The following is a 24,927-nucleotide window of genomic DNA, read 5'->3' as shown; positions in this document are numbered from 1 at the left end:
AATCAGAACGCTTTGTAATTTCAATATTATTTTATGAATTAAGGAGCTACAACTGGTGGGTATTGTGCCATTATTTGAGCTACAAACTCTTTAATTCTTGCTTCTTTTTTTGCAACATTTCCTGAAGTAGACAATCCGCCGCTTCCAATACCTTGCCAAGCTAATTCTTTTTTATTTGCATCAATTAAATCTATAAACAACGTACCTTCTGTATATTCAGAAATTGTGGTTCCGTAGTTAGGGCCATAATACCAAGGGTACCAACCATAATAACCGCCATAACCAAAACCAAAGTTATTGTTGTTAATATCCACTTTCCTTCTAGATTTTGTAAATATATTCACCAAAACATCAGGATTTTCAGATTTTGTAAAACCTTTAGCCATTAATTCAGCTTCAACAGCTTTTAAAATTCTACGTTTATCTAAATCTGAAATTTCAGCCTTATCAATTCCTTTTTTATAAAATGCAAATGTTTTATATTGTGTAAAATCAGTTGTGGATTCATAGTCGGCCACTACTTTTATTGAATTACAAGATGTAATTAAAAATACCAATACCAATGATGCTAATTTTAAGACTTTCATTTCAAATAATTTTAGGTGTTAAACAAATCATTCAATAAGGTATCATCAATTAAATTAGGCAATGTTACCTTTAAATTTGGTTCCATTTCCATAGCTCTTTTAACTGCAAAAGTAGCTCCTTTATTACGAGCCCAATTTCTTCTTGCAATACCATTATTTACATCCCAAAAAAGCATACTTTTTAAACGCTTTTCTGCTTCTATTGTTCCATCAATAACCATACCAAATCCACCATTGATAACTTCACCCCAACCTACTCCACCACCATTGTGAATTGAAACCCATGTTGCGCCTCTAAAACTATCACCAATTACATTTTGAATTGCCATATCAGCTGTAAACCTTGAGCCATCATAAATATTTGATGTTTCACGGTAAGGAGAATCGGTTCCTGAAACATCGTGATGATCTCTTCCTAAAACAATTGGTGCTGTTATTTTTTTATTTTTAACTGCATTATTAAAGGCTTCAGCAATTTTTATTCTTCCTTCAGCATCAGCATATAAAATACGTGCTTGTGACCCCACCACTAATTTGTTTTTTTGCGCACCTTTTATCCATTGAATATTATCATCCATTTGCTGTTGAATTTCTTTTGGTGAATGCTTTTTAATTTCTTCTAAAACTTCACAAGCAATAGCATCAGTCTTTTCTAAATCTTCAGGATTCCCACTTGTACACACCCAACGAAACGGTCCAAAACCATAATCAAAACACATTGGCCCCATAATATCTTGCACATAACTTGGGTATGCAAAAGATTCGCTATTCAAATTAGTTTCATTAACCGAACAAAACTTATTTTGCTTGTCTTTAAAAACAAACGCTCCTGCTCTGCTAGATTCTAATAAAAAAGCATTTCCATAATCAAAAAAATAGGTTCCGTTTGTAGTATGTTTGTTTATGGCATTTACCTGTCTTCTTAGGCTAGCTTGTACTTTTTCTTTAAACACTTTTGGGTTGCTAGCCATAAGTTCATTTGCTGCATCAAAAGAGAGACCTATTGGATAATAACCTCCTGCCCAAGGATTATGTAACGATGTTTGGTCAGAACCTATATCCACATAAATTTTAGCTTCATAGAATTTCTCCCAAACCTCAACAATATTACCTAAGTAAGCAATGGAAACAACTTCTTTAGTTGCTTTCGCTTTTTTAACTCTTACTACTAACTCATCAATATCTGTAATTTTTTCATCAATCCAACCTTGCGATAAACGCACCTCCGTAATTTTAGGATTTACCTCTGCACACACTGTAATACAACCAGCAATATTTCCAGCTTTAGGTTGCGCACCACTCATACCTCCTAAACCAGAAGTTAAAAAAAGTTTACCTGCCAAACTCTCGCCTTCTTTTGCTATTTTTCTTCCGGCGTTTAAAATGGTAATTGTTGTGCCGTGCACAATTCCTTGCGGGCCAATGTACATATAGCTTCCCGCCGTCATTTGACCATATTGCGTAACGCCAAGTGCATTGTATTTTTCCCAATCGTTAGGCTTGCTGTAATTTGGAATCATCATTCCGTTAGTAACTACAACTCTAGGCGCATTTTTATGTGAAGGGAACAAACCCATTGGATGTCCTGAGTAAATAGCCAAAGTTTGCTCATTTGTCATTTCACTTAAATACTGCATTGTTAATAAATATTGCGCCCAATTTTGAAAAACAGCACCATTTCCGCCATAAGTAATTAATTCATGTGGATGTTGCGCTACAGCATAATCCAAATTATTTTGAATCATTAACATAATTGCTTTTGCTTGTTCACAATTCCCAGGATATTCTTGGATTGGACGTGCATACATTTTATAATCTGGCCGAAAACGATACATATAAATACGGCCATAAGTTTCTAATTCCTCTAAAAACTCTTTCACTAACACTTTGTGATGCTTTTTATCAAAGTATCTCAATGCATTTTTAAGTGCTAATTCTTTTTCTTCTTTTGAAAGAATTTCTTTTCGTTTTGGCGCGTGATTTATTTCTTTTTGATATTCTTTTTTTGAAGGTAATTCAGCTGGAATTCCTTGTTTTATTTTTTCTTGAAAAGTCATAAGTAAGTATTTATAGGTTATCGTCAATTTTTTTCAAAAAAAAATAAACTACGGATAACGAATATCTACCCTAAAATGAGTACGAAAAATACAACGCTTATATGTGAAGTGAAAAATATCCAAGATATTTTATTTTAGTGTCCTCAACAAATATAATGTAATTTGGTTTGATTTTTGAATATGTTTGGTTGTATGCTAATAGTTTGTAAATATTTAACACCCAAAAACTACAACGCCATAACCATTTACCCTTTTATTATTTTAAAGCACCAACATTTAAAAGGGAATTGCTTACTAATACAACATGAAAAAATTCATATAGTTCAACAAAAGGAATTACTGTGGATATTTTTTTTCATTGCATATTTGTTAGAATACATATTCCTTTTTATGAAATATAAAAATCACCACAAAGCATACAAAAATATTAGTTTTGAAAAAGAAGCATATCAAAATGAATCTAATGCAAACTATTTAAATAGTCGAAAAAAATATAGTTTTTTAAACTACTTTTAAGTGAATACTACTGTTTTATTATTAAACACCATTACTTTACGTTTTGTATGTAGTTTTAACGCTCTAGACAATACAATTTTCTCTAAATCACGCCCTTTTAAAATAAAATCTTTAATGGTATGCGTATGTGAAACACGTGTAATATCTTGTTCAATAATTGGCCCTTCATCTAAATCTTCAGTTACATAATGACTTGTAGCTCCAATAATTTTAACACCACGTTCATACGCAGAGTGATAAGGTTTTGCACCCGGAAAAGCTGGTAAAAATGAATGATGAATATTTATTATTTCGTACTTATATTCTTCAATAAGTTTAGGCGAAATAATTTGCATATACCTTGCTAAAACAACAAAATCTACATTGTGTTCTTTTAACAAACGTAATTGCTCTTCTTCAGCTTCTTGTTTAGTATCTTTTGTAACTTTTATACAGAAATACGGAATATTAAACGATTTTGCAATTGGCTCTAAATCTGGGTGATTACTAATAATTAATGGAATATCTACTTCCAATTCATTAGAACTATATCTACTTAAAATATCATACAAACAATGCTCGTATTTAGAAACAAAAATGGCCATTTTTGGTTTTGAGTCTGAATCATGTAATTGCCAATTCATTTCAAATTTCTTACCAATAACTTCGGCAAAAATATTTTTAAACACCTTTAATGAAAATACATCTTTTGAAAACTCGCACTCCAAACGCATAAAAAACATATCGTCAACTCTATCTACATGTTGATCAATGTAAACAATATTTCCGCTTTGTTGGTGAATAAAATTAGTTGCTGAAGCAATTATTCCTTTGCTATCCTTGCAGTTTATAAGAATGGTAATCCTTTTCATTTTAAAATTTAATTAAGTTTCAAAATTATGTAAAAAATTAGACTATTTATAAGTTTTATTAAAAACACCTGTTAAAATTAACGAATAACTAATATTCTGCCCTATTCCCTTTTAATAAATTTCGGATTATACTAACTACAACTTTTATTTATAGGTCAAATCAGCTATAAAAAAATACTCCTATGTTTGATAGGAGTATTTTTAAATTATGATTGTAACTTTTAACTACACTTAATTAAAATTAACCTTTTGGAACTCTTATTTTACTTCCAAAAAATAATGCATTCATAAACATTTTATTCGTTCCGTACCAAGCTCCTCTAAAATTCGGGTTATCAGCAAATAAAATAACTCTTCCTCTTCCTATTGGACTAACAATTAAAGAGGCTGATTTACTTAATAAATCTAAGTTTTTAGGCGAAATAAAACCATTTATAAGTGGATCATTAGTATATTTTGCAACTGTTGAATAAATGTTTTTACTAGATTTAATAAATGTTAAATTGTTTTTATATACAGGTATCTTACTATCTCTATATCCAAAACCTAAAGGATGTGAAACATCTAAATCAACTTCAAAAATAGCACCTCCTAAACGTTGTTTCCCTATGTCTTCAGCAGCGTTCACATATGACACTCTTTTAGCCACAGAATCTTTATTTTGTACAACTAGTTTTTCAGCAACAACTTTCTTAGAAACCGCCCATTTACTAGCACCACCAATTGTAACCAAAGTATTTCCTTCTTTCACCCAATTTTGCAATTTCTCTAATTTTAAAGAATCTAGTTGGTAATAACTACCAGAAACCATTACAAGTGTATTGTACTTACTAAAATCTACTCTATTAAAATTGTGTAATTGAATTTTAGTAATAGGCATTTCAATTCGTGTATCTAATAAATGCCAAACTTCACCAGCTTCATAAGGCGAAACACCATCACCAATTAACATAGCTACTTTTGGTTTATCAACCTTAATAAAATCTCTACTTCCTAAAGGAATTCCCTTTGAACTCATTCCTGAGTTTACAGCCCAAATAGGCACATTAAATTTTTCCTGAGCTTCGGCAATTATTTCATAAACTTTATTGCTATCAAATGTTTGTTTACTTACAGGAAACATCATACTTCCATAATTAAAACTTTTAACTCCTGAAGTCGTTTCAATTGTAAACGGCTTAAACGCAGAAGCTGCTTTTAGACCTTTAGTTTGAAGGAAATATAAAGCCGCTGATGCATTATAATCATCCCAATCTAAAATATACGCATAATTAGTTTTTATAATTTTTTCAACTTTAACCAAAGAACTTGTTTCAGTAATTTTTTCACCTAATGATGGGGATTTTGTTAACTCTTTGTAATCAATATTATAAAAGTCTACTACATTCCAAGCAGAAGCATCGTAAAAAACACTATCAACAAACTTTTTATTTGTTTCAAACATAGTTTGAACCATTCTTTTTTGTGGCTGATTTAACGGAATAATAAAACTTTGGTCGTTCTTTTTATAAACTTCTATATTATGTTTCAGTAAAAAATCTACAAATGCTTTTTTTCTATTATTATCGTATTTTTCAGAAATTTCATATGCTGCAACACCATTTTTTGCTGAAGCTGCTTTAGCAGAATTAAAAAAGTCTTGCTGATATTTTCTTAAGAAATCTTTATTCTCAACACTTGCCTGCAAAGTTGCTAAACTACTTACATATTGGTTTCTTATTGTAAAAGGAAATGTAATTTTACCAAAATCAGTATCTTGCACGTGACCTCTAGAACTTGCTTGTTCAAATAACAACCCTAAACCACCTTGTAAATCTGGATATGTTGAACCATAACCTGGGTACGTACCATCAAAAGCTTCACTGGTAAAATAAAAACCTCCTATACTATCTAAAGATTTTTGAAAATATTTTGCAAACATGTTATTTAAATCTTCATAATTTTCTTTTGGTGGCAATGGTTTTGTAAGTGCACTTGTTCTCTTTGGCTCAAAGAAATAAGTACTATTTGTTCCCATTTCATGAAAATCTGTAGTTACATTTGGATACCAGCTATGATACCAATTTAATTTAGATTGACTTTCTGGATGAACAGCTAATAACCAATCTCTATTCAAATCAAACCAATAATGATTTGTTCTTCCTTTTGGCCACGCTTCATTATGCTCTGCTTCAACATTATCTGAAACTAAATTATTTGACCTATATTGATTTGCCCATTGCGTATGACGATCTCGTCCATCAGGATTAATTGCAGGGTCAATAAAAACTATTGAGTTTTTAACATAATTTAAAATTTCAGGATTCTCTGAAGCAACTAAAGTATAAGCAACTAACAAAGCGGCTTCCGCACTTGAAGGCTCGTTTCCGTGAACACCATAACCCAAGTTTACAAAAACAGGTAAAGCACTATAATCTTCATCTCCTACTGAATTTAAATAGTTTAAATGCTTTTGCTTTAAATCATCAATATTTGTTAAGTTCTCTTTGTTTGAAACTCTTAGCATTACTAATTTTCTTTTTTCATGAGTTTTACCATAAACCTCAATTTCAGCTTTATCAGAAACTTTAGCTAACTCTTCAAAATAAGCCACAATTAAATCGTGCCTTGTATGATATTCTCCAATACCATAACCTAAAAATTCTTCAGGAGAAGGAATATCTTTATTAAAGGGTTCATATTTTTCTAAAAAGTAATTTTGAGCTACTAAAATATTTACAAAAAATAATAGCGTTAGTGAAGTTAAAAATTGTTTAAAATGCATATTTAATAGGGTTAAAAATTTTAAATAAATGTAGATGTTTTAAACAATTATTTAACAAAAAACACGCTAAAACCTTAAAAAACTGCTATTTTTTAACTATTTTATAAAAATCATTACATTTTTTTGATTTAAGATAAAATAGTATGAATTATTTTTATTAATCTAAAAATCCAATAGCACTAATTGCTGAATAGAATTACAATAAAATTTTTAAAATATTGGGATTAATTACCCGTCAGCATCTAATATTGTTAAGGCCAAACGTATTTTAAAATATTCAATTTCCGCATTAAAATGTTCAAAATACGGTTTTAATGCTTGCGGATTTTCCAATTCATCTTTCGCCTTTCTAACTCGTTCAACTTCTTCTTTGGTAACAAAATCATAAATATCTATATCTTTTCCATCAGCATACAATTTTGCTAAATGAGAAAAAATAGTGGTAGATTTTAAATTTCGTTTTTTAGCTATTTCATCAATTGTTAAACCTTCTTTATATAATTGGTAAGTAACTTTATGAGTGTCTTTCTTTTTACGTGTTTTAATTTTTTCGTTTGAAAAAGACACAATTTCAGCTATAAAATCTTCTCCATACACTTCTAACTTTCGTTGCCCAACTCCGCTAATATCTAAAAAATCTGTTTCACTCATTGGGCGCGCTCTTTCCATTTCTTTCAATGCGGCATCACTAAATACTAAATACGCCGGAATATTTTCAGCAATTGCAATTTCTTGACGTAATTTTCGTAAACGTTCAAACAACGTATCTTTTTTAGGTTTTGCTGCACGCGTTGTTTTTGACTTTTTAATAGCAGCTATTGGCTCTTTAAACTCTGTAGGTTTTGTTAAATTTACTTGCTCGCCTTGAAACAATACTTTTTTTGAAAATTCAGTTAATTGCAATGCATTATTTTTATGAAAGGCAATTTCACAATAGCCTTGATTCATTAATTGAATTAAATATTGCTGCCAATCTCTCCAAGATATTTCGCTTCCAACACCGTGAGATTTCAATTTATCGTAGCCTTTGTCTAAAACTGTTGCATTGTGTGCGCCACGTAACACATCAATAACAGTACCTATTGCCTCTTTTTCTTTTAAACGCGTAATTACAGACAATGCTTTTTGGGCAATAATTGTTCCGTTAAAAAACTGAGGTGGATTTTTACATACATCACAATTTCCACAGTTTTCAGCCAACAATTCTCCAAAATAGCTCAACAATATTTTTCTTCTACAAGCAGTAGCTTCAGAAAATTGTTTCATTCTATCTAATTTAGCTGCTTGCACTTCTTCATTAGTAGCACCGCTCATAAATTTTCGAAGCTGAATTACATCAGCATAACTATGAAACAACAATGCATTTGCTTTTAAACCATCTCTACCACAACGACCAATTTCTTGATAATAACCTTCAATATTTTTAGGCATATTGTAATGAATTACCCATCGAACGTTAGACTTATCTATTCCCATACCAAAAGCAATAGTTGCGCAAACTACTTTTGTTTGATCATAAATAAAATTCTCTTGAACTTTAGAACGTTCATCAAAATTTAAACCGGCATGATAAGCCGCAGCATTAATTCCGTTTTGCTTTAATTTAGCCGCTGTTTGCTCAGTTCCTTTTCGGCTTAAACAATAAATAATCCCAGATTCATTGGGCTGCTTTCTAATAAATTTAATTATTTGAGCCATTCTATCATTTGCAGGACGAACTTCTAACTCTATATTTTTTCTATCAAAAGAAGCAATAAATTGAGTTGCTTTTGGAATATTTAACTGTTCTAAAATATCAGCTCGTGTAGCTTTATCAGCCGTAGCAGTTAGTGCAATAATTGGAGTATTTGGCAACGTTTGTTTTAAAAAACCAAGTTGTTGATACGAAGGTCTAAAATCGTGACCCCAAGAAGAAATACAATGCGCCTCATCAATGGCAACACAACTTAAATGCTCTTCAGTTAAAATATTTTGCAACAATGATAAACTCTCTGGAGCTACATATAATAATTTTAATTTTTGCTGAATAATTTGTTCAAAAATAGCTTCTTGCTCAATACTATCTTGGCTACTATTAAAAAAATCAGCTTCAATTCCGTTTGCTTTTAACCCATCTACCTGATCTTTCATCAAAGCAATTAAAGGTGAAATAACCAATGTTAATCCTTCAAACAATAATGCAGGTAATTGAAAACAAATAGATTTTCCTCCACCCGTTGGCATAATTACCAAATTATCTTTTTTTAACAATACAGATTCTACTATTTGCTGTTGTTGCGCACGAAAACTATCGTAACCAAAATAGGTTTTTAAAGTTGGTAATAACTGGTCTTGGGTTTCTTTCAAAAGCATTTAACAAATTTTCGACAAAAGTACGGTTTATTAACAAATTATAAGAAATTGAAATAAGCGGCATTATTTTCACTTTTATTTCAAGATACACTAATGATTTTGACCTTGATTTCATATATCACAAAATATTTACTAAATAGTTTAGAATACTTATGTTACACCCAATGCAATCACAAAAAAAACGTGCATCCCTCACAAAACTTTCGTAATTTGGCCTGCTTAAAGTTTAACACTTAAACTAAATAAAAAAGAGATGAGTAAAATAATGACTGTCGACGTATTGTCGAGTATTAAAGGAGCGCAGCCCTCAGAGACTGTAAACAAATTATTTGATGTGATTAAAAATGCACAACCAACAAATAATAACTCTTTAAATAATGTCAATTATAATTGTGTGTCGTTAAATGATTTAAGAGAAGATGTTGTAGTTGAAAGCCCTGCTTTGGAGAAAAAAATTATTATAGAAAACTTTCCAAAAGAAAAAAATGGGTATTTAGTAGTTTCAAAAGTGATAGAAGACTAATATGGATTCGCAAATAAAACAACTTCACCAACAACTGGTGAACAAAGAAATAACTTGTACAACTTTAGTGCAAGACAGATTAGAGTTATTAAAGAAAAACACGTACAATTCTGTAAATTCTATTTTAGAAACTACAGCTTTAGAATTAGCAAAAAAAGTTGATGCTAAAATAGCAAACGGTGAAAAAATAGGATTGCTAGAAGGAATTCCTTTTGGAATTAAAGATGTGTATATGGTGCAAGGAACCTACACAACTGCAAGTTCCGATTTGTTAAAAAATTACAAATCGGCTTATACCGCAACTGCTATTCAAAAATTATTAGATGCAGGTGCTATTCCGTTAGTAAAAGAAAATTGTGATAGTTTTGGTCACGGTTCATCAAGTGAAAACACCATTTTTGGAGCTGTAAAAAATGCTATCAATCCTGAATTGGTTGCAGGAGGTTCAAGTGGAGGTTCAGCAGTAAATGTAGCAAAAGATTATACGGTATTTTCAATTGGTGGAGATACAGGTGGTTCCATTCGTCAGCCTGCTGGTTACAATAAAATATATGGTTTAAAACCAACTTATGGTCGAATTTCAAGATATGGAATTATGGCATACGCTTCATCAACAGACTGTGTTGGACCTTTAGCAAAAACTATTGATGATATTCGCATTGTGTTGAATGTTATGAGCGGTAAAGATGTAAAAGATCAAACTACTTATAAATCTTCTACAATTGAAGAAGCAGATATTTTAAATAAAACTACCATAAAAACAGTTGGATATTTTAGTAATTTTATTGAAAACGAAGCAATTGATCCAAAAATTAAAGCCGACTTTTTAGCGGCTTTAGAAAAAATAAAAGCAACAGGTGTTGAAGTAAAAGAATTAGATTTCTTTAAATCGGACACCTTAGTTTCAACGTACTACACACTTGCAATGGCTGAAACAGCATCAAACCTTTCAAGATTAGACGGTACAAATTATGGAAATAGAATTGAAGGTGATAATTTAAAAGACACGTATTCAATTACACGTTCTGAAAACTTTTCAGAAGAATCAAAACGAAGAATTGTTGGTGGAAATCAAGTATTATCTCAAGGATTTTCAGATGAAATTTATTTAAAAGGATTGGCTTTAAGAGACCAAATCTCGGCAAACTTTGAAAAAGACTTTAAAGAAGTTGATGTTATTATTTCACCTGTTACACCTAACAACATACCAAAAATTGGTGAAAGTTTAAACGACCCTATGGCTATGTATTTGTCTGATGCATACACTGTTGGTTTTAGTTTAGGACAATTACCAACACTTACCGTACCACAAGGAACAGCAACCGGATTGCAAATTACGGCTGCAAAAAATCAAGAACAAACAATATTGAAGTTTGCTAACTTCTTAAAAGAAACAATATAATGGAATTGGAACAATTAACTGCTGCTTTAAAAGCGCACGATTTAGAATTGGTAATTGGACTGGAAACACACGTTCGCTTAAATACCAAAACGAAGTTGTTTTGTTCTTGTCCAAATCAAGAAATTGAAACACCAAACGAAAACATATGTTCAGTTTGTACAGGACAAATGGGCGTTTTACCAGCCATAAATAAAGAAGCAATTACAAAAGCTATTTATTTTGGAAAAGCCGTAGAATCTTCATTTGAAAACGAAGTAATTTCTTGGGATCGTAAACATTATGAATACCCAGACAATCCGAAAAACATACAAATTACACAGTTTCACAATCCGATTATTCCTGACGGACACGTTTCGTGTTACAGAAATGATGGATCAAAATTCACGGTGAATTTAACGCAAGTTCATATTGAAGAAGATGCTGCAAAATTAATGCATGAAAAAAACATTTCATTGGTTGATTTTAACAAAGCTGGTGTTCCTTTAATTGAAATTGTTACAGAACCTTGTATTAGAAATATTGAAGATGCTTCAACCTACGCACAATACATTCAACGTATTGTTCAAAATTTAGGAATTTCAGAAGCTAACCTTGAAAAAGGTGAATTTAAATCTGATGTTTCGGTATCTTTACGTAAAAGAAGAACGTACGATTTAAATCCAAGAACTGAAATCAAAAACTTAAACTCGTTTAAGTTTATGGTAGATGCGTTAAAAGAAGAAATTGAAAAACAATTCAACTATTATGTTGAAAATAAAGAATTTAGACCTGAACAAACCACAGTTTTATGGGATGCTGATTTGAAGCAAACCAAAACAATGCGTAAAAAAGAATTTGAAGCTGATTACCGTTTTATTTCTGAACCAGATTTACCTTTTGTAAGTATTAAAAATGAAATAAAAGCAATTAGTGTTGATTCAAGCGTATTACCTTTTGCCGTTGAAACTATTTTAATTGAAGGAGGTGTTTTACCACAAGACGCAAAATTCTTTACTGCTGATGCTATTCGTTCTAAAGTTTTTATGGGAATTAACAATGAGTTAAAAGACCCTTCTTTTGTTGCAAAAACACTGGTAAACAACATAAAACCTGAAGATTACGCCACCATAAATAGTATAGAAAGCTTAACAGAAATTTTTCAACTATTTAAAGCTGAAAAAATTACAGCAGTACTAGCGCAAAACGGAATTACAGCTTACTTAAAAGATAGAACTTTTGATTACAATCAATATTTTGAAGACAATACCATTTCAGAAGACAAAATACAAGAGGCTATTCAAAAAGTAATTTCAGAAAATGACGCTATTGCAAATGACATTAAAGCTGGAAACCAAGGAAAAGCTGGTATTTTAGTTGGAAAAGTTATAGCTATTATTGGTAAAGGTGCTTCAGGAAAAGTAATTAGAGAAGGTATTTTAAATAAACTAAATTCCGCTTCTACACAACAAAAATCAGCTGAAGGTAAAGCTAAGGGAACACATGAAGAAACTTCTTCAAAAGAACAAGATGATGTGTTACCTGAAATTCCAATCATAATAAAAGACGAGTATAGAACACATAAAATCTCACAACTTTCTGATACTAGTATTTCTGAAAAGGTAACACTGTCTGGTTGGGTAGCAAGTGTTCGTGATCACGGAGAATTAATGTTTATTGATTTACGTGATTCTAGTCAAGAAATTTTTCAAGTTCGATTAAGTAGAGAGTCATTCCCTAATTTAGATGACTTGGTAAAACTAAAACCAGAATCTGTAATTTCAGTTACAGGAATTGTTGTAAAACGTAAAGAAGATGATTACAATGCTGGTTTAAGAACAGGAACTATTGAATTAGAAACTTCAGCTTTAGAAATTTTAAATCTTTCTAAAACATTGCCTTTTGAAATTAAAAGAGCTACAAAAACCAATGAAAGTACTCGTTTTCAATACAAATTTTTAGATCATAGAAATGATGATGTTCGTAGAGCAATAGTGAATCGCCACAAGGTGATTAAACTAATGCGTGACATTTTAGATGAAGAAGAATTTTTAGAAATTGAAACTCCAATTTTAACTGCCGGAACAGATGAAGGAGCTCGTGAATTTATTGTGCCAACACGTAAACAAGGTGGTTTATTTTACACCTTACCACAAGCACCACAGCAATTCAAACAAATGTTAATGGTGAGTGGTTACGAAAAATATTTCCAAATTGCACGTTGTTTTAGAGATGAAGATTCTCGTGGAGATCGTCAGCCAGAATTTACACAATTAGACATTGAAATGGCATACGCAAGTATGCAACAAATTATAGATTTAAACACCAAAATGTTTAATAAAATAGTTAAAAAAATATATGGTAAAAAATGGATTTTACATCCGTTTGAAGTGTTAACTTACAAAGAAGCAATGGACAATTATGGTTGTGACAGACCAGATTTACGCTATGGCTTAAAAATGCAAGACATTACTGAGATTGTAAAAGACACCACATTCCAAGTATTTAGCAAACCTATTGAACAAGGCGGTATTGTAAAATGTATCAAGGTTTCTGCAAAGGAACAAGGAGACAAACGTATGTCTAAAGGTCAAATTGAAAACCTAACTGCCATTGCACAGCAACACGGATTGGGCGGATTGGCTTATATTATTGTAAATGAAAACGATTTACAATCGCCAATTATTAAGTTTTTAGGTGCTGAAATTGCAGCAGGAATTATCAACGAAACCAATGCACAAGTTGGAGATATAGTGTTTTTCTCAGCTGCAGATTATGAAACTGCAAATAAAGCATTAGACGCCGTTCGTCAAGAAATGGGAAAAATCCTACGATTGATAAATCCAAAAGAATTAAGACCTGCTTGGGTAGTTGATTTCCCAATGTTTGAGAAAAACGACGATGGTAGATGGACATTTACTCACAACCCATTCTCTATGCCTGCTGTTTACGATTTAGAGAAGCACTTGAATGGAAAAGAGGATGAAATTGGAAGTATTATTGCGCAGCAATATGATTTAATCTTAAATGGTTTTGAAATTGGTGGTGGTTCTGTACGTGCTCACAAAGCGGAGATTTTAGAAGCAACTTATAAAAATATGGGTTACAATAAAACTGAAATGATTAAAAGCGTTGGAGCTATGTACAAAGCTTTCCAATACGGGGCACCGCCGCACGGAGGAATTGCTTGGGGAGTTGACCGATTGATGATGATTTTAGAGAAAAAAGCGTCTATTAGAGAGGTGATGGCTTTCCCTAAAACAGGAACTAGCGACGATTTATTATTTGGAGCACCTTCTAAATTATCAGATAAAAAAGTAGAAGAACAAAATGTTCGAATTTTAAAATAACTTTTATATTATTTTGTCATTTTGAGCGGAATGAAATGAAGTCGAAAAACCTTATGAAACTATTCTTTCAATAATAAGATTTCTCGATTACGCTTCGCTTCACTCGAAATGACATTTTTTCTCTAAATAACATAGTAAAACCAAAATGTCACAATTCACATTACAATTCGCCAGTATTTTAGGTGGTTTAGCCGTAATATTTGGTGCTTTTGGTGCGCACGCATTAAAAAAAATCCTTTCAGAAGAACAATTAAAAAGTTTTGAAACTGGCGTAAAATACCAAATGTATCACGCCATTATTTTATTAATTATTGGATTTAATTTTAGTTTAGAAATTCCTTCTGAAAAATATATGGTGTATAGTTTTATGCTTGGAATTATCTTATTCTCTTTTAGTATTTATGGATTGGTAATTTCTTCAGCAAAAAATAAAAAACTACGCTTTTTAGGTCCAATAACACCACTTGGCGGGTTATTTTTAATAATTGGATGGTGTCTTTTAGCATACAACGTTATATCATTAGATTGCTAATCTTTTCAACATAAACAAAACCCTTTTATTATTTCATTTTTTTGTAGATTTACGATTCAATTAATCTAATCTTTAATGAAAAACTATCCTTTTAAAGCAATATTAATATTATTGCTATGTATCTCTTTTTTTTCTTGTCAAAATACAACTTCGGAAAAGGTTTCTAAAAATGAAAAAGAAGCAAATTATGTTGAGGAAAATTACGATAAAACAGAGACAACAATTACCATGCGAGATGGTATAAAACTGTTTACAACCATTTATACTCCAAAAGACAAAAGCAAAACCTATCCAATTTTATTACAACGAACTCCTTATAGCGCAAAACCTTATGGAGCAAATAAATTCAAAAAAAGTATAGCTCCTAATAAACATTTAATGCAAGAAGGAAATATTGTAGTATACCAAGATGTTCGTGGACGTTGGATGAGTGAAGGTGTGTACGATAATATGCGCGCTTATATTCCTAATAAGAAAGATAGTACTCAAATTGATGAAAGCTCTGATACGTATGACACAATTGATTGGTTGATAAAAAATGTTGAGCATAACAATGGAAATGTGGGTATTTGGGGAATTTCGTATCCTGGTTTTTACAGTACGTATGCTACTGTTGATGCGCACCCTGCATTAAAAGCAGCTTCACCACAAGCGTGTATTGGCGATTTCTTTTTTGATGATTTTCACCACAACGGTGCGTATTTGTTGAGTTATTTTATGGCAACACCTCTTTTTGGAACACCAAAAGATACGCCAACGGATAGCAGTTGGTATAAATTTCCTGATTTAAAAAGTAAAGACATGTACCAGTTTTTCTTAGATGCTGGCCCACTTAAAAATTTAGATAAATATTTTGAATATGAACAATTAGACAAGCCCAACATAGAAACTAGTGAAAAAGTAACCGATTTCTTTTGGAAGGAATTAAAAGAACACCCTAATTATGATAGCGTTTGGCAAAGCAAAGGAATTATTCAGCATTTAAAAAATGTAAAACCACACGTTGCAACAATGGTTGTAGGTGGTGAATTTGATGCCGAAGATTTATACGGACCACTTGAAACCTATAAAACTATAGAAAAGCACAACCCAACTAATTATAACACCTTGGTTTTTGGCCCTTGGAGTCACGGACAATGGGCAAGCACAAAAGAGACAAATAGTGTAGGAAATTATTATTTTGGAGATTCTATTTCATTAAACTATCAAGCACAAATTGAAACGAAGTTTTTTAATCACTTTTTAAAAGGAACTGGCGATAAAAATTCTGGTTTACCTGAAGCTTATGTATATGATAGTGGAAAAAAAGAATGGAATAGCTACGATTCTTGGCCTCCAAAAAACACTTCAAAAGTTGCTTATTATTTAGGCGATTCACAAAAATTAACAACATTAAAAGAAAAAGAAACAGCTATTCAATTTATAAGTAATCTTAAAAAACCTGTTCCGTATACTGAAGATATTAAAATTGTATTTACGCCAAGAAAATACATGACAGATGATCAACGTTTTGCTGCCAGAAGAAGCGATGTGTTGGTTTTTGAAACAGAAGTTTTAGAAAATGATATTACATTAGCCGGAGATATTTTAGCAAAATTACAAGTTGCAACAACGGGAACCGATGCCGATTGGATTGTAAAAGTAATTGATGTGCATCCTTCAGATATTGAAGAAAATAATGAAAATATGCAAAAGCACTTAAAACTTAGCAATTATCATTTAATGGTACGAAGTGAAGTAATGCGTGGAAAATTTAGAAACAGTTTTATACATCCTGAACCTTTTATACCTAACAAAAAAACGGCAGTAAATATTAAACTACAAGATGTACACCACACATTTAAAAAAGGTCATAGAATGCAAATTCAAGTACAAAGCACTTGGTTTCCATTAATTGATTTAAATCCGCAAACTTTTGTTGATAATATTTTTGAAGCAAATGCTGAAGATTTTAAAAACCAAACACATACTGTTTTTACTTCATCAAGTATTGAATTTTCTGTACTAAACTAAAAAATAAGAACCAGCATCGTTGATTGAGAATCGTTGATGCTGGTTCTAAACTAAAACTACTAACTAAATTTTTGTTCGAAAAAGACAATTTTAGCTTTAAACTAAAAATAAGAACTAGCATTGTTGATTGAGAATCTTTAATGCTAGTTCTAAACTAAAACTACTAACTAAATCTTTATTCGAAATAATTTTATTTTTTCATTTAATATTGAGATTTCAATATTCTCTTTTGAAAAATAAGAACCAACATTTATGATTGAGAATCGTTAATGTTGGTTCTAAACTAAAACTACTAACTAAATTTTAATTTGATAAAAATAATTTTGGTCTTTCTCCAATTCATGAATTATTTTCATCCCTAATAACAATGCAAATATAGAAGTGAAATTAAGTTCAAAGACTGATTTTTATCAAGGTTTTTTAATTTTTTTTAAATTATGAGAGGCCTATTTATATTAATTTTATTGATACTACATAAAGTAAAAGCCATATTTTAACATATTAAGCTATATTAAATTGATTTCTCAATACAATTACAATTGTGTTTATTCAAATTAAAAAACAAAGAGAATTTCATTTTTTAAAAATTGAATTAAAAAACACAAGAAAAAGTAATAAGTGAATTATTAGTAAAAAATTAATTTTCTTTAGGAACTATAAGTCTAAATTTATGAAACAGTTTTCATAAATTATTTTCCAGCACCAATATCTTTTAAGGTAAGTACGCGTCCTTTTTCAGAAATTTCTTGAGCAAATTCTATAATTGTTTTATCTCTAAATTTTCCTAAAATATTTTCTTTAAATGGTTCAACAATAAAATGTACAGGACAAGGGTTTGCTGCATCGCATTCATTTAAACCTAAAAAGCAATCATTTAATTTATTTAAACCATCAATATTTTCAATAATATCTAAAACGTTTCTTTTACCGTTTGTTTCTGTTAAATAAAAACCACCGTTTGGACCTTTGGTTGAAGAAATTATTTTACCACGAACTAATTGTTGAAATAATTTTGCTAAAAAAGGACTTGGTACATCAATACTTTCTGCAATTACTTTTACACTAATTTTTTTTTCTTCACTGGAATGTTCTGCCAAAAATAAAGTTGATAAAATAGCATATTTACTAGCACGTGATAACATCATAATTTAATTTAATATTTTTTGATACTTCAAAACTACTGAAAAAAGAGTAAATGATATTATATTTTTTTGAATTTTACAGTAAAATGACGCATTATTGGAGCTTCATCTACAATTATATAGCCAGATTTCGCCTCATTTCTAGAGTCGTACACATTTTTTAAAGTTGCCGCAATATAATCCATATGGTTATTGGTGTATGTTCTTCTTGGAATGGCCAATCGCACCAATTCTAATTCTGGAAAACGATTTTCACGTGTAAACGGATCTCTATCGGCTAAAACAGTACCTATTTCAACACTTCTAATTCCACCAACCACATACAATTCAATAGCTAGCGCTTGGGCTCTATATTCTTCTCTTGGTATATTTGGCACAAACTTATTGGCATCTAAAAATATTGCGTGCCCACCAAAAGGTTGCTGTACAGGAACACCATATTCTACCAACTTATTACCTAAATATGTAATTTGCTCTACCCTACTTTCCAAATAATCAAACTCTGTAGCTTCATTTAAACCAACAGCTAGCGCACCCATATCTCGCCCATTCAATCCGCCATAAGTAATAAAACCTTCGTACATAATATTAAAAACAGTTGCCTGCTTAAAAACCTCTTTACTATTTAGCGCAATAAAACCACCCATATTTACCAAACCATCCTTTTTAGCACTAATAGTCATTCCATCTCCATATGAAAAAACCTCTTTCACAATTTCCTTAATTGTTTTATCCTTAAATCCTGGCTCTCTTTTTTTTATGAAATAAGCATTTTCAGCAAAACGTGCAGCATCAAAATACAATGGAATTTCATATTGCTTGCACAAAGCTGAAACTTCTTTAACATTTTGAAGAGAAACAGGTTGACCTCCAGCACTATTGCAAGTAATGGTTAAAATAACGAAAGGTATTTTTTCTCTTGGATGACTTTCAAAAAAAGTTTGTAATTTTTTCAAGTCTACATTTCCTTTAAACGGATGAATAATTGATGTATCAAAAGCTTCAGTAATAGTACAATCTACAACAGTAGCTTTTCTAAATTCAATATGTCCTTTTGTAGTATCAAAGTGTGAATTTCCAGGAACAACATCACCTTCCTTAACCAATGCAGAAAACAGTACATTTTCAGCGGCTCTACCTTGGTGTGTTGGTAAAAAATATTTGAATCCAGTTATTTTTTTAACAGATTTTTTTAATTTTTTAAAAGAAGAAGAACCGGCATAACTTTCATCACCAATCATCATTTCGGCCCATTGATGATCGCTCATTGCCCCAGTTCCTGAATCTGTTAACACATCTATAAAAACCTTATCTGAAGCTAAATTAAACAAATTATAATCTGCCTGTTCAATCCATTTCAAACGTTGCTCTTTTGTTGAACGTTTAATTTGTTCAACCATTTTAATTTTATAAGGTTCAGCATATGGCAATTCCATAAATGTATAATTTAAAGTGAATAAGTTAAAAAAGAATAGTTTACAAGACGTTTAATTTTAAAAAAGACAAGAAAATAAAGATCATCCTTTTAATGTAAAAAACAACCTTAACAAATTTACATTTTTTATTTAGTTGAACATAAAATAAGACTTTTTAAATACCTATAAACACAACTTATAACCAAAGTTACTTGTATATTTACGCTCAAGTTTTGCAAAAAAATAAAATAGTTAAAATCAAACACAAAAGGTTGTACTATGACAATTATCATTATTTTTGCATTTCATTTATTTTTCATCATAAAACTTAAATAATGAATAAAATTCTTTCCTTTTTATATTCAACCCGCTTAATGGCTGTTTTGTTTTTAATTTTTGCAATAGCTATGGGTGTTGCCACCTTTATTGAAAATGATTTTGGCACAGAAACAGCCAAAGCATTGATTTATAATTCTTGGTGGTTTGAAGGTATTATGGTGTTTTTTGTAATTAATTTTTTAGGAAACATTTTCAAATACAAATTGTTTAGAAAGGAAAAATTAGTTGTTTTAGCATTTCACCTTTCTTTTATTTTTATAATTGTTGGTGCCGGAATAACTCGTTATATAAGTTTTGAAGGAATTATGCCTATAAAAGAAGGTACAGTTACCAATAAATTTCTTTCAGAAAAATCATTTATAAGTATTACCATTAATGATGGAAATGTACAAAAAGAACCTGTGCATACGCCAATTTTATTGTCTGCAATTGGAAACAACAATTTTAATTATACTACAGATTTTAAAGGAACTGATGTTGAAGTTAAATTAACCAACTACATACCAAATGCATCAGATGTTTTTGAAGAAAGTGAAACAGGTAGTGAATATTTATTATTTGTAGAATCAAGCAGCGGCGGAAGACATGACCATTATTTGAAAAGAGGTACATCAGAATTAGTTCACGGTGTTTTAGTTGGTTTTGATTCGCCAAATGAAAATACTATTGACCTTAGATCAAGTGAACAAAGTTCTACTGGGTTTACAATAAACTCAAAAGTTGCAGGAAATTATTTTAGAATGGCAGACCAATTTAATGGTTCTATTTCAAAAGATTCTGTACAAGAATTTTCACTTTTAGCTGTACATAATATTGCCGGATTACAATTTGTGATTCCTAAAGGAACTACAAAAGGATCTTACAAAACAGTTTCTGGAGACAGCGAACAATTTTCAAATGCACAATTAGAATTTGATGTAACAGTTGCAAATAAAACAGAACACATAAAATTAAGAGGCGAAAAATTTGCCATTCAACCACCAACACAATTTAAAGTTGGAAATTTAAATTTTAGAATGAGTTATGGTGCAAGACAAATGGAATTACCTTTTAGCATTAAACTAAACGACTTTCAATTAGATAAATACCCAGGTTCTAATAGTCCAATGTCTTTTGCTAGTGAAGTTACCGTAATTGACCCAAATGAAACTTTTGATTTTAGAATATTTATGAATAACATATTAAACTATAAGGGTTATAAATTCTTTCAATCTAGTTACAATATTACACCTGAATATGAAGAAACACATTTATCTGTAAATCACGATTATTGGGGAACTTTAATTACTTATATAGGTTATTTTTCACTTTATGCTGGTTTAATTTTAATACTATTCACAAGAAATACTCGATTTGATTTTTTAAGAAAAAACCTTCAAAAAATTAGAAATAAAAAATCAACTTTATCAATTATAGCATTGTTATTTATTTCTGGTTTTGCTTTTTCTCAAGAACACAATCATACGCTTTCTAGCACACAAATAGATTCTATTTTAACTAAAAACGTAATCTCAGCTGAACACGCTGATGTATTTAGCAAAGTTATTATTCAAGATGCTGGTGGAAGAATGAAACCAGTACATACGTACGCTTCTGAATTACTAAGAAAAGTTAGTAAAAAGGATATTTATCACGGTATGAATGCTACACAAGTATTTTTATCTATTCAACAAAATCCACGAACTTGGTTTCAAATTCCCGTAATTTTTATTGAACGAGGAAATACTAAATTAAGAGATATTTTGGGGATTCCACACGATCAAAAATACACTTCATTAGCAAGTTGTTTTGATACAAAAGGAAATTATAAACTTGGAGAAATTCAAGCGAAAGCTCAAAAAAATAACATCAAAAGTAAATTTGAAAAAGATGTAATTAATGTAGACAAAAGAGTGAATCTTTTATATTCAGCAATTACTGGTTCTATTTTAAGAATTTTCCCTATTCCAAACGATGCAAACAATACTTGGGTTTCGCATAACGATATTAACAAAGCAAATTTTCACGGACAAGATTCAGTATTTGTACGCCAAATATTACCTATTTACATTCAAACCCTTGCTGAAGCCAAAAACACAAATAATTATGCTACTGCTAATGAAATTTTAGGTGGAATTACAAACTTTCAAAAAAAATATGGAAGCGCTGTTTACCCTTCAGAAGACAAAATAAATTTAGAAATAGCCTATAATAAATATGATGTGTTCAAAAAGCTGTTTAGCTACTATATGTACATTGGAACATTTATGTTTTTATTGGTGATTTTCCAAATATTCAAAAATAATAAAACGGTTAGCTTTTTAATTAAAGCGTGTGCTGTAATTATTATTGGATTGTTTTTAATGCATACAGCAGGTTTAATTGCTCGTTGGATTGTAAGCGGTCACGCACCGTGGAGTAACGCATACGAATCTATGATTTACGTAGGTTGGGCAACAATGTTTTTTGGATTAATATTTGGACGAAAATCGTCTATGACTTTAGCTGCAACTGCATTTTTAACAGCATTTATTTTAATGGTTGCACATTGGAATTGGATGGATCCAGAAATTGCAAATTTACAACCTGTATTAAATTCATATTGGTTAATGATTCACGTTGCCATTATTGTTGCTAGTTACGGCCCGTTTGCATTAGGAATGATTTTAGGACTTATCGCCTTAATTTTAATGACTTTAACTACTGAAAAAAATAAGGCAAAAATAGATTTAATGATTAAAGAAATTACCATTATTAATGAAATGTCTTTAACCGTAGGTTTAGTAATGCTTACTATTGGTAACTTTTTAGGTGGTCAATGGGCCAATGAAAGTTGGGGTAGATATTGGGGATGGGATCCTAAAGAAACTTGGGCGCTTATAAGTATTATGGTATATGCTTTGGTTTTACACTTGCGTTTAGTGCCAGGATTAAGAAGCAAATTTACTTTTAATGTACTTTCAGTAGCCGCTTTTGCATCAATTTTAATGACTTATTTTGGTGTAAACTTTTACTTATCAGGATTGCATTCATATGCGAGTGGAGATAAAGCCATTACACCTACTTTTGTATATTATTCTGTTGCAATTGTAAGTATATTGTCAATAGCAGCATACATAAAGTTTAAAAAACATTATAAAAAATAAAGAAAATCATTGCAAAAATGTAACTTTGCAAACTATTAAAAAATAACAATCCATGTTTAATAAAAATATAAAATTAGTAATTGCAGGTTTAATCATAGTTTGGTCAGTGTTTCAATTTATTGAAGGTAATATCATGAATGGAATTTCATTGGTTTTATTAGCTGGTATTTTTGTGTTGTTTTACTTTAAAAATGAATTTATTTTATTAGCCTTTTGGCAATTAAGAAAACAAAATTTTGCAGGTGCAAGCAAATGGTTAACGTATATAAAAAACCCAAGTTCAGCACTTGTTCAAAAACAAGAAGGATACTATAATTTTTTACAAGGAATTATGGTTTCACAAACTAACTTAACACAAGCAGAAAAATTCTTTAAAAAGGCATTAACTTTAGGTTTAAGTATGGATCACGATGTTGCTATGGCCAAATTACAATTAGGTGGTATTGCAATGTCTAAAAGACGTAAACGTGAAGCAACTTCGTTAATTAACGAAGCTAAAAAATTAGACAAACAAGGTGTTTTAAAAGATCAAATAAAAATGATGAAAGATCAATTAAAGAGAATTTAATTCACTTGAACTATAAAAAAAAAGAGCTTCGTATTGAAGCTCTTTTTTTTGCTGTTATTTTAGATTAAATCTTTTTTAACTGTTTTTTTATTTTATTTATTGCATTTTCAATTGGTTTTTCAGGCTCAATTAAATTGTATTCTCCCCAAAACTCCGGATCTGAAAATCCTGAAGCTTCATCTGTCATAACCACTGAAGGTTTTAACCTATCTTTCGATTTTACAACTTTTGGATCAGAGATTTTATCCCAATCTGTAATTGCCAACTCCATAGTTGAATAATACGTTGAATTAAATAGTTTTTTATCCCAATTAATTTTAAATCCTAATTCAATTCGGCTATAAGTATGGTACCAAGTTTCTCCTTGTTTTCTATAATCTACTTGATATTTAGCCAAAACAGGCGTTACATCAGCTTTTTGAGGTTTCTTTATAATAAAAAATCGTTTAGCTTTAGAAATATCAGATAAATCAAGTTCAAACTTGGCACTTACCAAAGCTAAAGACTGTGCATCAATATATAATTTTCCATAAAAGAAAACATCTTCAGCTCCACGATACGGTTTAAAATTAACTACATAAATTACTCTATCATCAATTTTTGTTGAAGTGTCAAATGTGAATTTATAATTTTTAAAAGTATCTTGCGTTAATAGCATTTCAGGGTTTTTCATAATATCTAAATGTACTGTACTATGCGCTCCTCCTCTATGTTTTAACGCTACAGTATCTAACTTTTTATAGTCGGTACTTTTTCTAGATTTATGTAATTGTAAAATGTCACTTCTTTCAGAAGCATAAGGTTTTTTATTTAAAAGAATAATTGCTTCAGACAATGAAACATAGGTTTTTCTTTTTTTTATGGCTTCTCTATAAAAGGCTGTCATTACCAAATTATCCGATGAATAATTTTGTGTTCTTCTTTTTAACACTTCACGCATTAATGTTGGCGCATCTTTTACGGTTATACTAATTTCAGTAAGTTCTTCAATATATGTTTCTAAACGTATAATAGTTTCTTCTTCGTTAAAATCAGACAAGTTCATTACTTTACTAGTGTATCCCAAAAATGAAATAGTCACATTTTCATTTTTATATTTTTTTGGGACTTTTAATAAAAAGGCGCCTTTTGAATTTGAAACCGTACTAATATTTGTTCCATTCACATTTAACGATGCAAATTCCAACGGTTTTTTAGTATTTCCTTCAACAACAATACCTCTATAACTATTAAAACCAATAGTATCATTTAAAATTATATTTGATGCCTTTATAGTTTGTTGGTTACCAACAAAGCATAAAAAACACAACAAAGTAAAAATGTAAGTCTTTTTAAAAAATAGTGCAGCTTGCGTTTCCATGAGCTTTCAATTTAAATAATTAATATCTATCATTTAACAAGATACTAATTTCCAC

At 30.5% G+C, this 24,927-nt stretch carries 15 protein-coding genes; 7 read left to right on the top strand and 8 right to left on the bottom strand.

The window, feature by feature from the left end:
- Positions 1–38 precede the first annotated feature (38 nt).
- The 5 genes from ACFQ5N_RS08075 to recQ form a co-directional block, all read right to left on the bottom strand.
- The gene (locus ACFQ5N_RS08075; protein WP_386808978.1) at positions 39–587 is read right to left on the bottom strand and encodes a DUF4136 domain-containing protein; all 549 of its coding nucleotides are present in this window, start codon (positions 585–587) and stop codon (positions 39–41) included.
- 11 nt (positions 588–598) lie between these two features.
- Positions 599–2,644 (bottom strand): urocanate hydratase, encoded by a 2,046-nt coding sequence (locus tag ACFQ5N_RS08070; protein WP_386808977.1) that lies wholly within the window; start codon positions 2,642–2,644, stop codon positions 599–601.
- A gap of 512 nt (positions 2,645–3,156) precedes the next feature.
- On the bottom strand, positions 3,157–4,011 hold the full coding sequence (gene purU, locus ACFQ5N_RS08065) for a formyltetrahydrofolate deformylase (RefSeq protein WP_386808976.1): 855 nt from the start codon (positions 4,009–4,011) through the stop codon (positions 3,157–3,159).
- Between the two features lie 241 nt (positions 4,012–4,252).
- Positions 4,253–6,775 (bottom strand): M14 family zinc carboxypeptidase, encoded by a 2,523-nt coding sequence (locus ACFQ5N_RS08060; RefSeq protein WP_386808975.1) that lies wholly within the window; start codon positions 6,773–6,775, stop codon positions 4,253–4,255.
- Positions 6,776–7,003: 228 nt separating this feature from the next.
- Positions 7,004–9,127, bottom strand: coding sequence for a DNA helicase RecQ (gene recQ / locus ACFQ5N_RS08055; protein WP_386808974.1), 2,124 nt, complete (start codon positions 9,125–9,127; stop codon positions 7,004–7,006).
- A gap of 253 nt (positions 9,128–9,380) precedes the next feature.
- Between recQ and ACFQ5N_RS08050 the strand changes: the two genes are divergently transcribed.
- The 5 genes from ACFQ5N_RS08050 to ACFQ5N_RS08030 all read left to right on the top strand — a co-directional run bounded on the left by ACFQ5N_RS08050 (position 9,381) and on the right by ACFQ5N_RS08030 (position 16,923).
- On the top strand, positions 9,381–9,650 hold the full coding sequence (locus ACFQ5N_RS08050; RefSeq protein ID WP_386808973.1) for a hypothetical protein: 270 nt from the start codon (positions 9,381–9,383) through the stop codon (positions 9,648–9,650).
- A 1-nt stretch (position 9,651) separates the two neighbouring features.
- Entirely contained in the window at positions 9,652–11,052 is a 1,401-nt protein-coding gene (locus ACFQ5N_RS08045; RefSeq protein ID WP_386808972.1) for an amidase family protein, read from the top strand.
- Positions 11,052–14,378 (top strand): bifunctional amidotransferase subunit GatB/aspartate--tRNA ligase AspS, encoded by a 3,327-nt coding sequence (gene gatB/aspS / locus ACFQ5N_RS08040; RefSeq protein WP_386808971.1) that lies wholly within the window; start codon positions 11,052–11,054, stop codon positions 14,376–14,378. The genes ACFQ5N_RS08045 and gatB/aspS overlap by 1 nt, the downstream gene beginning before the upstream one ends.
- 145 nt (positions 14,379–14,523) lie before the next feature.
- Positions 14,524–14,910 carry a DUF423 domain-containing protein gene (locus ACFQ5N_RS08035; RefSeq protein WP_386808970.1) on the top strand — a complete coding sequence of 129 codons (387 nt, stop codon included), beginning with the start codon at positions 14,524–14,526 and terminating at the stop codon, positions 14,908–14,910.
- 75 nt (positions 14,911–14,985) lie between these two features.
- A complete protein-coding gene (locus tag ACFQ5N_RS08030; RefSeq protein ID WP_386808969.1) occupies positions 14,986–16,923 on the top strand; it encodes a CocE/NonD family hydrolase in 1,938 nt (645 codons plus the stop codon).
- A gap of 689 nt (positions 16,924–17,612) precedes the next feature.
- Here the strand turns inward: ACFQ5N_RS08030 and ACFQ5N_RS08025 are convergent.
- Both ACFQ5N_RS08025 and ACFQ5N_RS08020 read right to left on the bottom strand, forming a co-directional pair.
- Positions 17,613–18,068, bottom strand: a complete 456-nt coding sequence (locus tag ACFQ5N_RS08025) for an RrF2 family transcriptional regulator (protein ID WP_386808968.1) — start codon at positions 18,066–18,068, stop codon at positions 17,613–17,615.
- 56 nt (positions 18,069–18,124) lie between these two features.
- Complete coding sequence (locus ACFQ5N_RS08020; RefSeq protein ID WP_386808967.1) at positions 18,125–19,501, bottom strand: tryptophanase; 1,377 nt, start codon at positions 19,499–19,501, stop codon at positions 18,125–18,127.
- A gap of 314 nt (positions 19,502–19,815) precedes the next feature.
- On the opposite strand from ACFQ5N_RS08020, the gene ccsA reads away from it, so the two are divergent.
- Both ccsA and ACFQ5N_RS08010 read left to right on the top strand, forming a co-directional pair.
- Complete coding sequence (ccsA, locus tag ACFQ5N_RS08015; RefSeq protein ID WP_386808966.1) at positions 19,816–22,944, top strand: cytochrome c biogenesis protein CcsA; 3,129 nt, start codon at positions 19,816–19,818, stop codon at positions 22,942–22,944.
- A 52-nt stretch (positions 22,945–22,996) separates the two neighbouring features.
- Positions 22,997–23,512: a DUF2892 domain-containing protein gene (locus ACFQ5N_RS08010; RefSeq protein ID WP_386808965.1), complete on the top strand. Its 516-nt coding sequence runs from the start codon at positions 22,997–22,999 to the stop codon at positions 23,510–23,512.
- Between the two features lie 64 nt (positions 23,513–23,576).
- On the opposite strand, the gene ACFQ5N_RS08005 is transcribed toward ACFQ5N_RS08010, so the two are convergent.
- Positions 23,577–24,872, bottom strand: a complete 1,296-nt coding sequence (locus tag ACFQ5N_RS08005; RefSeq protein ID WP_386808964.1) for a carboxypeptidase-like regulatory domain-containing protein — start codon at positions 24,870–24,872, stop codon at positions 23,577–23,579.
- Positions 24,873–24,927: the final 55 nt, after the last annotated feature.

Origin of the sequence: Lutibacter holmesii (assembly GCF_042679665.1) — a bacterium.
Lineage (GTDB): Bacteria > Bacteroidota > Bacteroidia > Flavobacteriales > Flavobacteriaceae > Lutibacter > Lutibacter holmesii.
The sequence above is the reverse complement of the archived record's forward strand: the minus strand, read 5'-3'. Positions and strand labels throughout refer to the sequence as shown.

Excerpts from the sequence above, each read along its gene's own strand:
- ACFQ5N_RS08035 (WP_386808970.1), top strand. The coding sequence starts at position 14,524 with ATGTCACAATTCACATTACAATTCGCCAGTATTTTAGGTGGTTTAGCC.
- purU (WP_386808976.1), bottom strand. The coding sequence starts at position 4,011 with ATGAAAAGGATTACCATTCTTATAAACTGCAAGGATAGCAAAGGAATA.
- ACFQ5N_RS08020 (WP_386808967.1), bottom strand. The coding sequence starts at position 19,501 with ATGGAATTGCCATATGCTGAACCTTATAAAATTAAAATGGTTGAACAA.
- ACFQ5N_RS08050 (WP_386808973.1), top strand. The coding sequence starts at position 9,381 with ATGAGTAAAATAATGACTGTCGACGTATTGTCGAGTATTAAAGGAGCG.
- ACFQ5N_RS08025 (WP_386808968.1), bottom strand. The coding sequence starts at position 18,068 with ATGATGTTATCACGTGCTAGTAAATATGCTATTTTATCAACTTTATTT.
- ACFQ5N_RS08030 (WP_386808969.1), top strand. The coding sequence starts at position 14,986 with ATGAAAAACTATCCTTTTAAAGCAATATTAATATTATTGCTATGTATC.
- ACFQ5N_RS08060 (WP_386808975.1), bottom strand. The coding sequence starts at position 6,775 with ATGCATTTTAAACAATTTTTAACTTCACTAACGCTATTATTTTTTGTA.
- ACFQ5N_RS08005 (WP_386808964.1), bottom strand. The coding sequence starts at position 24,872 with ATGGAAACGCAAGCTGCACTATTTTTTAAAAAGACTTACATTTTTACT.
- ACFQ5N_RS08070 (WP_386808977.1), bottom strand. The coding sequence starts at position 2,644 with ATGACTTTTCAAGAAAAAATAAAACAAGGAATTCCAGCTGAATTACCT.
- ccsA (WP_386808966.1), top strand. The coding sequence starts at position 19,816 with ATGAATAAAATTCTTTCCTTTTTATATTCAACCCGCTTAATGGCTGTT.
- recQ (WP_386808974.1), bottom strand. The coding sequence starts at position 9,127 with ATGCTTTTGAAAGAAACCCAAGACCAGTTATTACCAACTTTAAAAACC.
- ACFQ5N_RS08010 (WP_386808965.1), top strand. The coding sequence starts at position 22,997 with ATGTTTAATAAAAATATAAAATTAGTAATTGCAGGTTTAATCATAGTT.
- gatB/aspS (WP_386808971.1), top strand. The coding sequence starts at position 11,052 with ATGGAATTGGAACAATTAACTGCTGCTTTAAAAGCGCACGATTTAGAA.
- ACFQ5N_RS08075 (WP_386808978.1), bottom strand. The coding sequence starts at position 587 with ATGAAAGTCTTAAAATTAGCATCATTGGTATTGGTATTTTTAATTACA.
- ACFQ5N_RS08045 (WP_386808972.1), top strand. The coding sequence starts at position 9,652 with ATGGATTCGCAAATAAAACAACTTCACCAACAACTGGTGAACAAAGAA.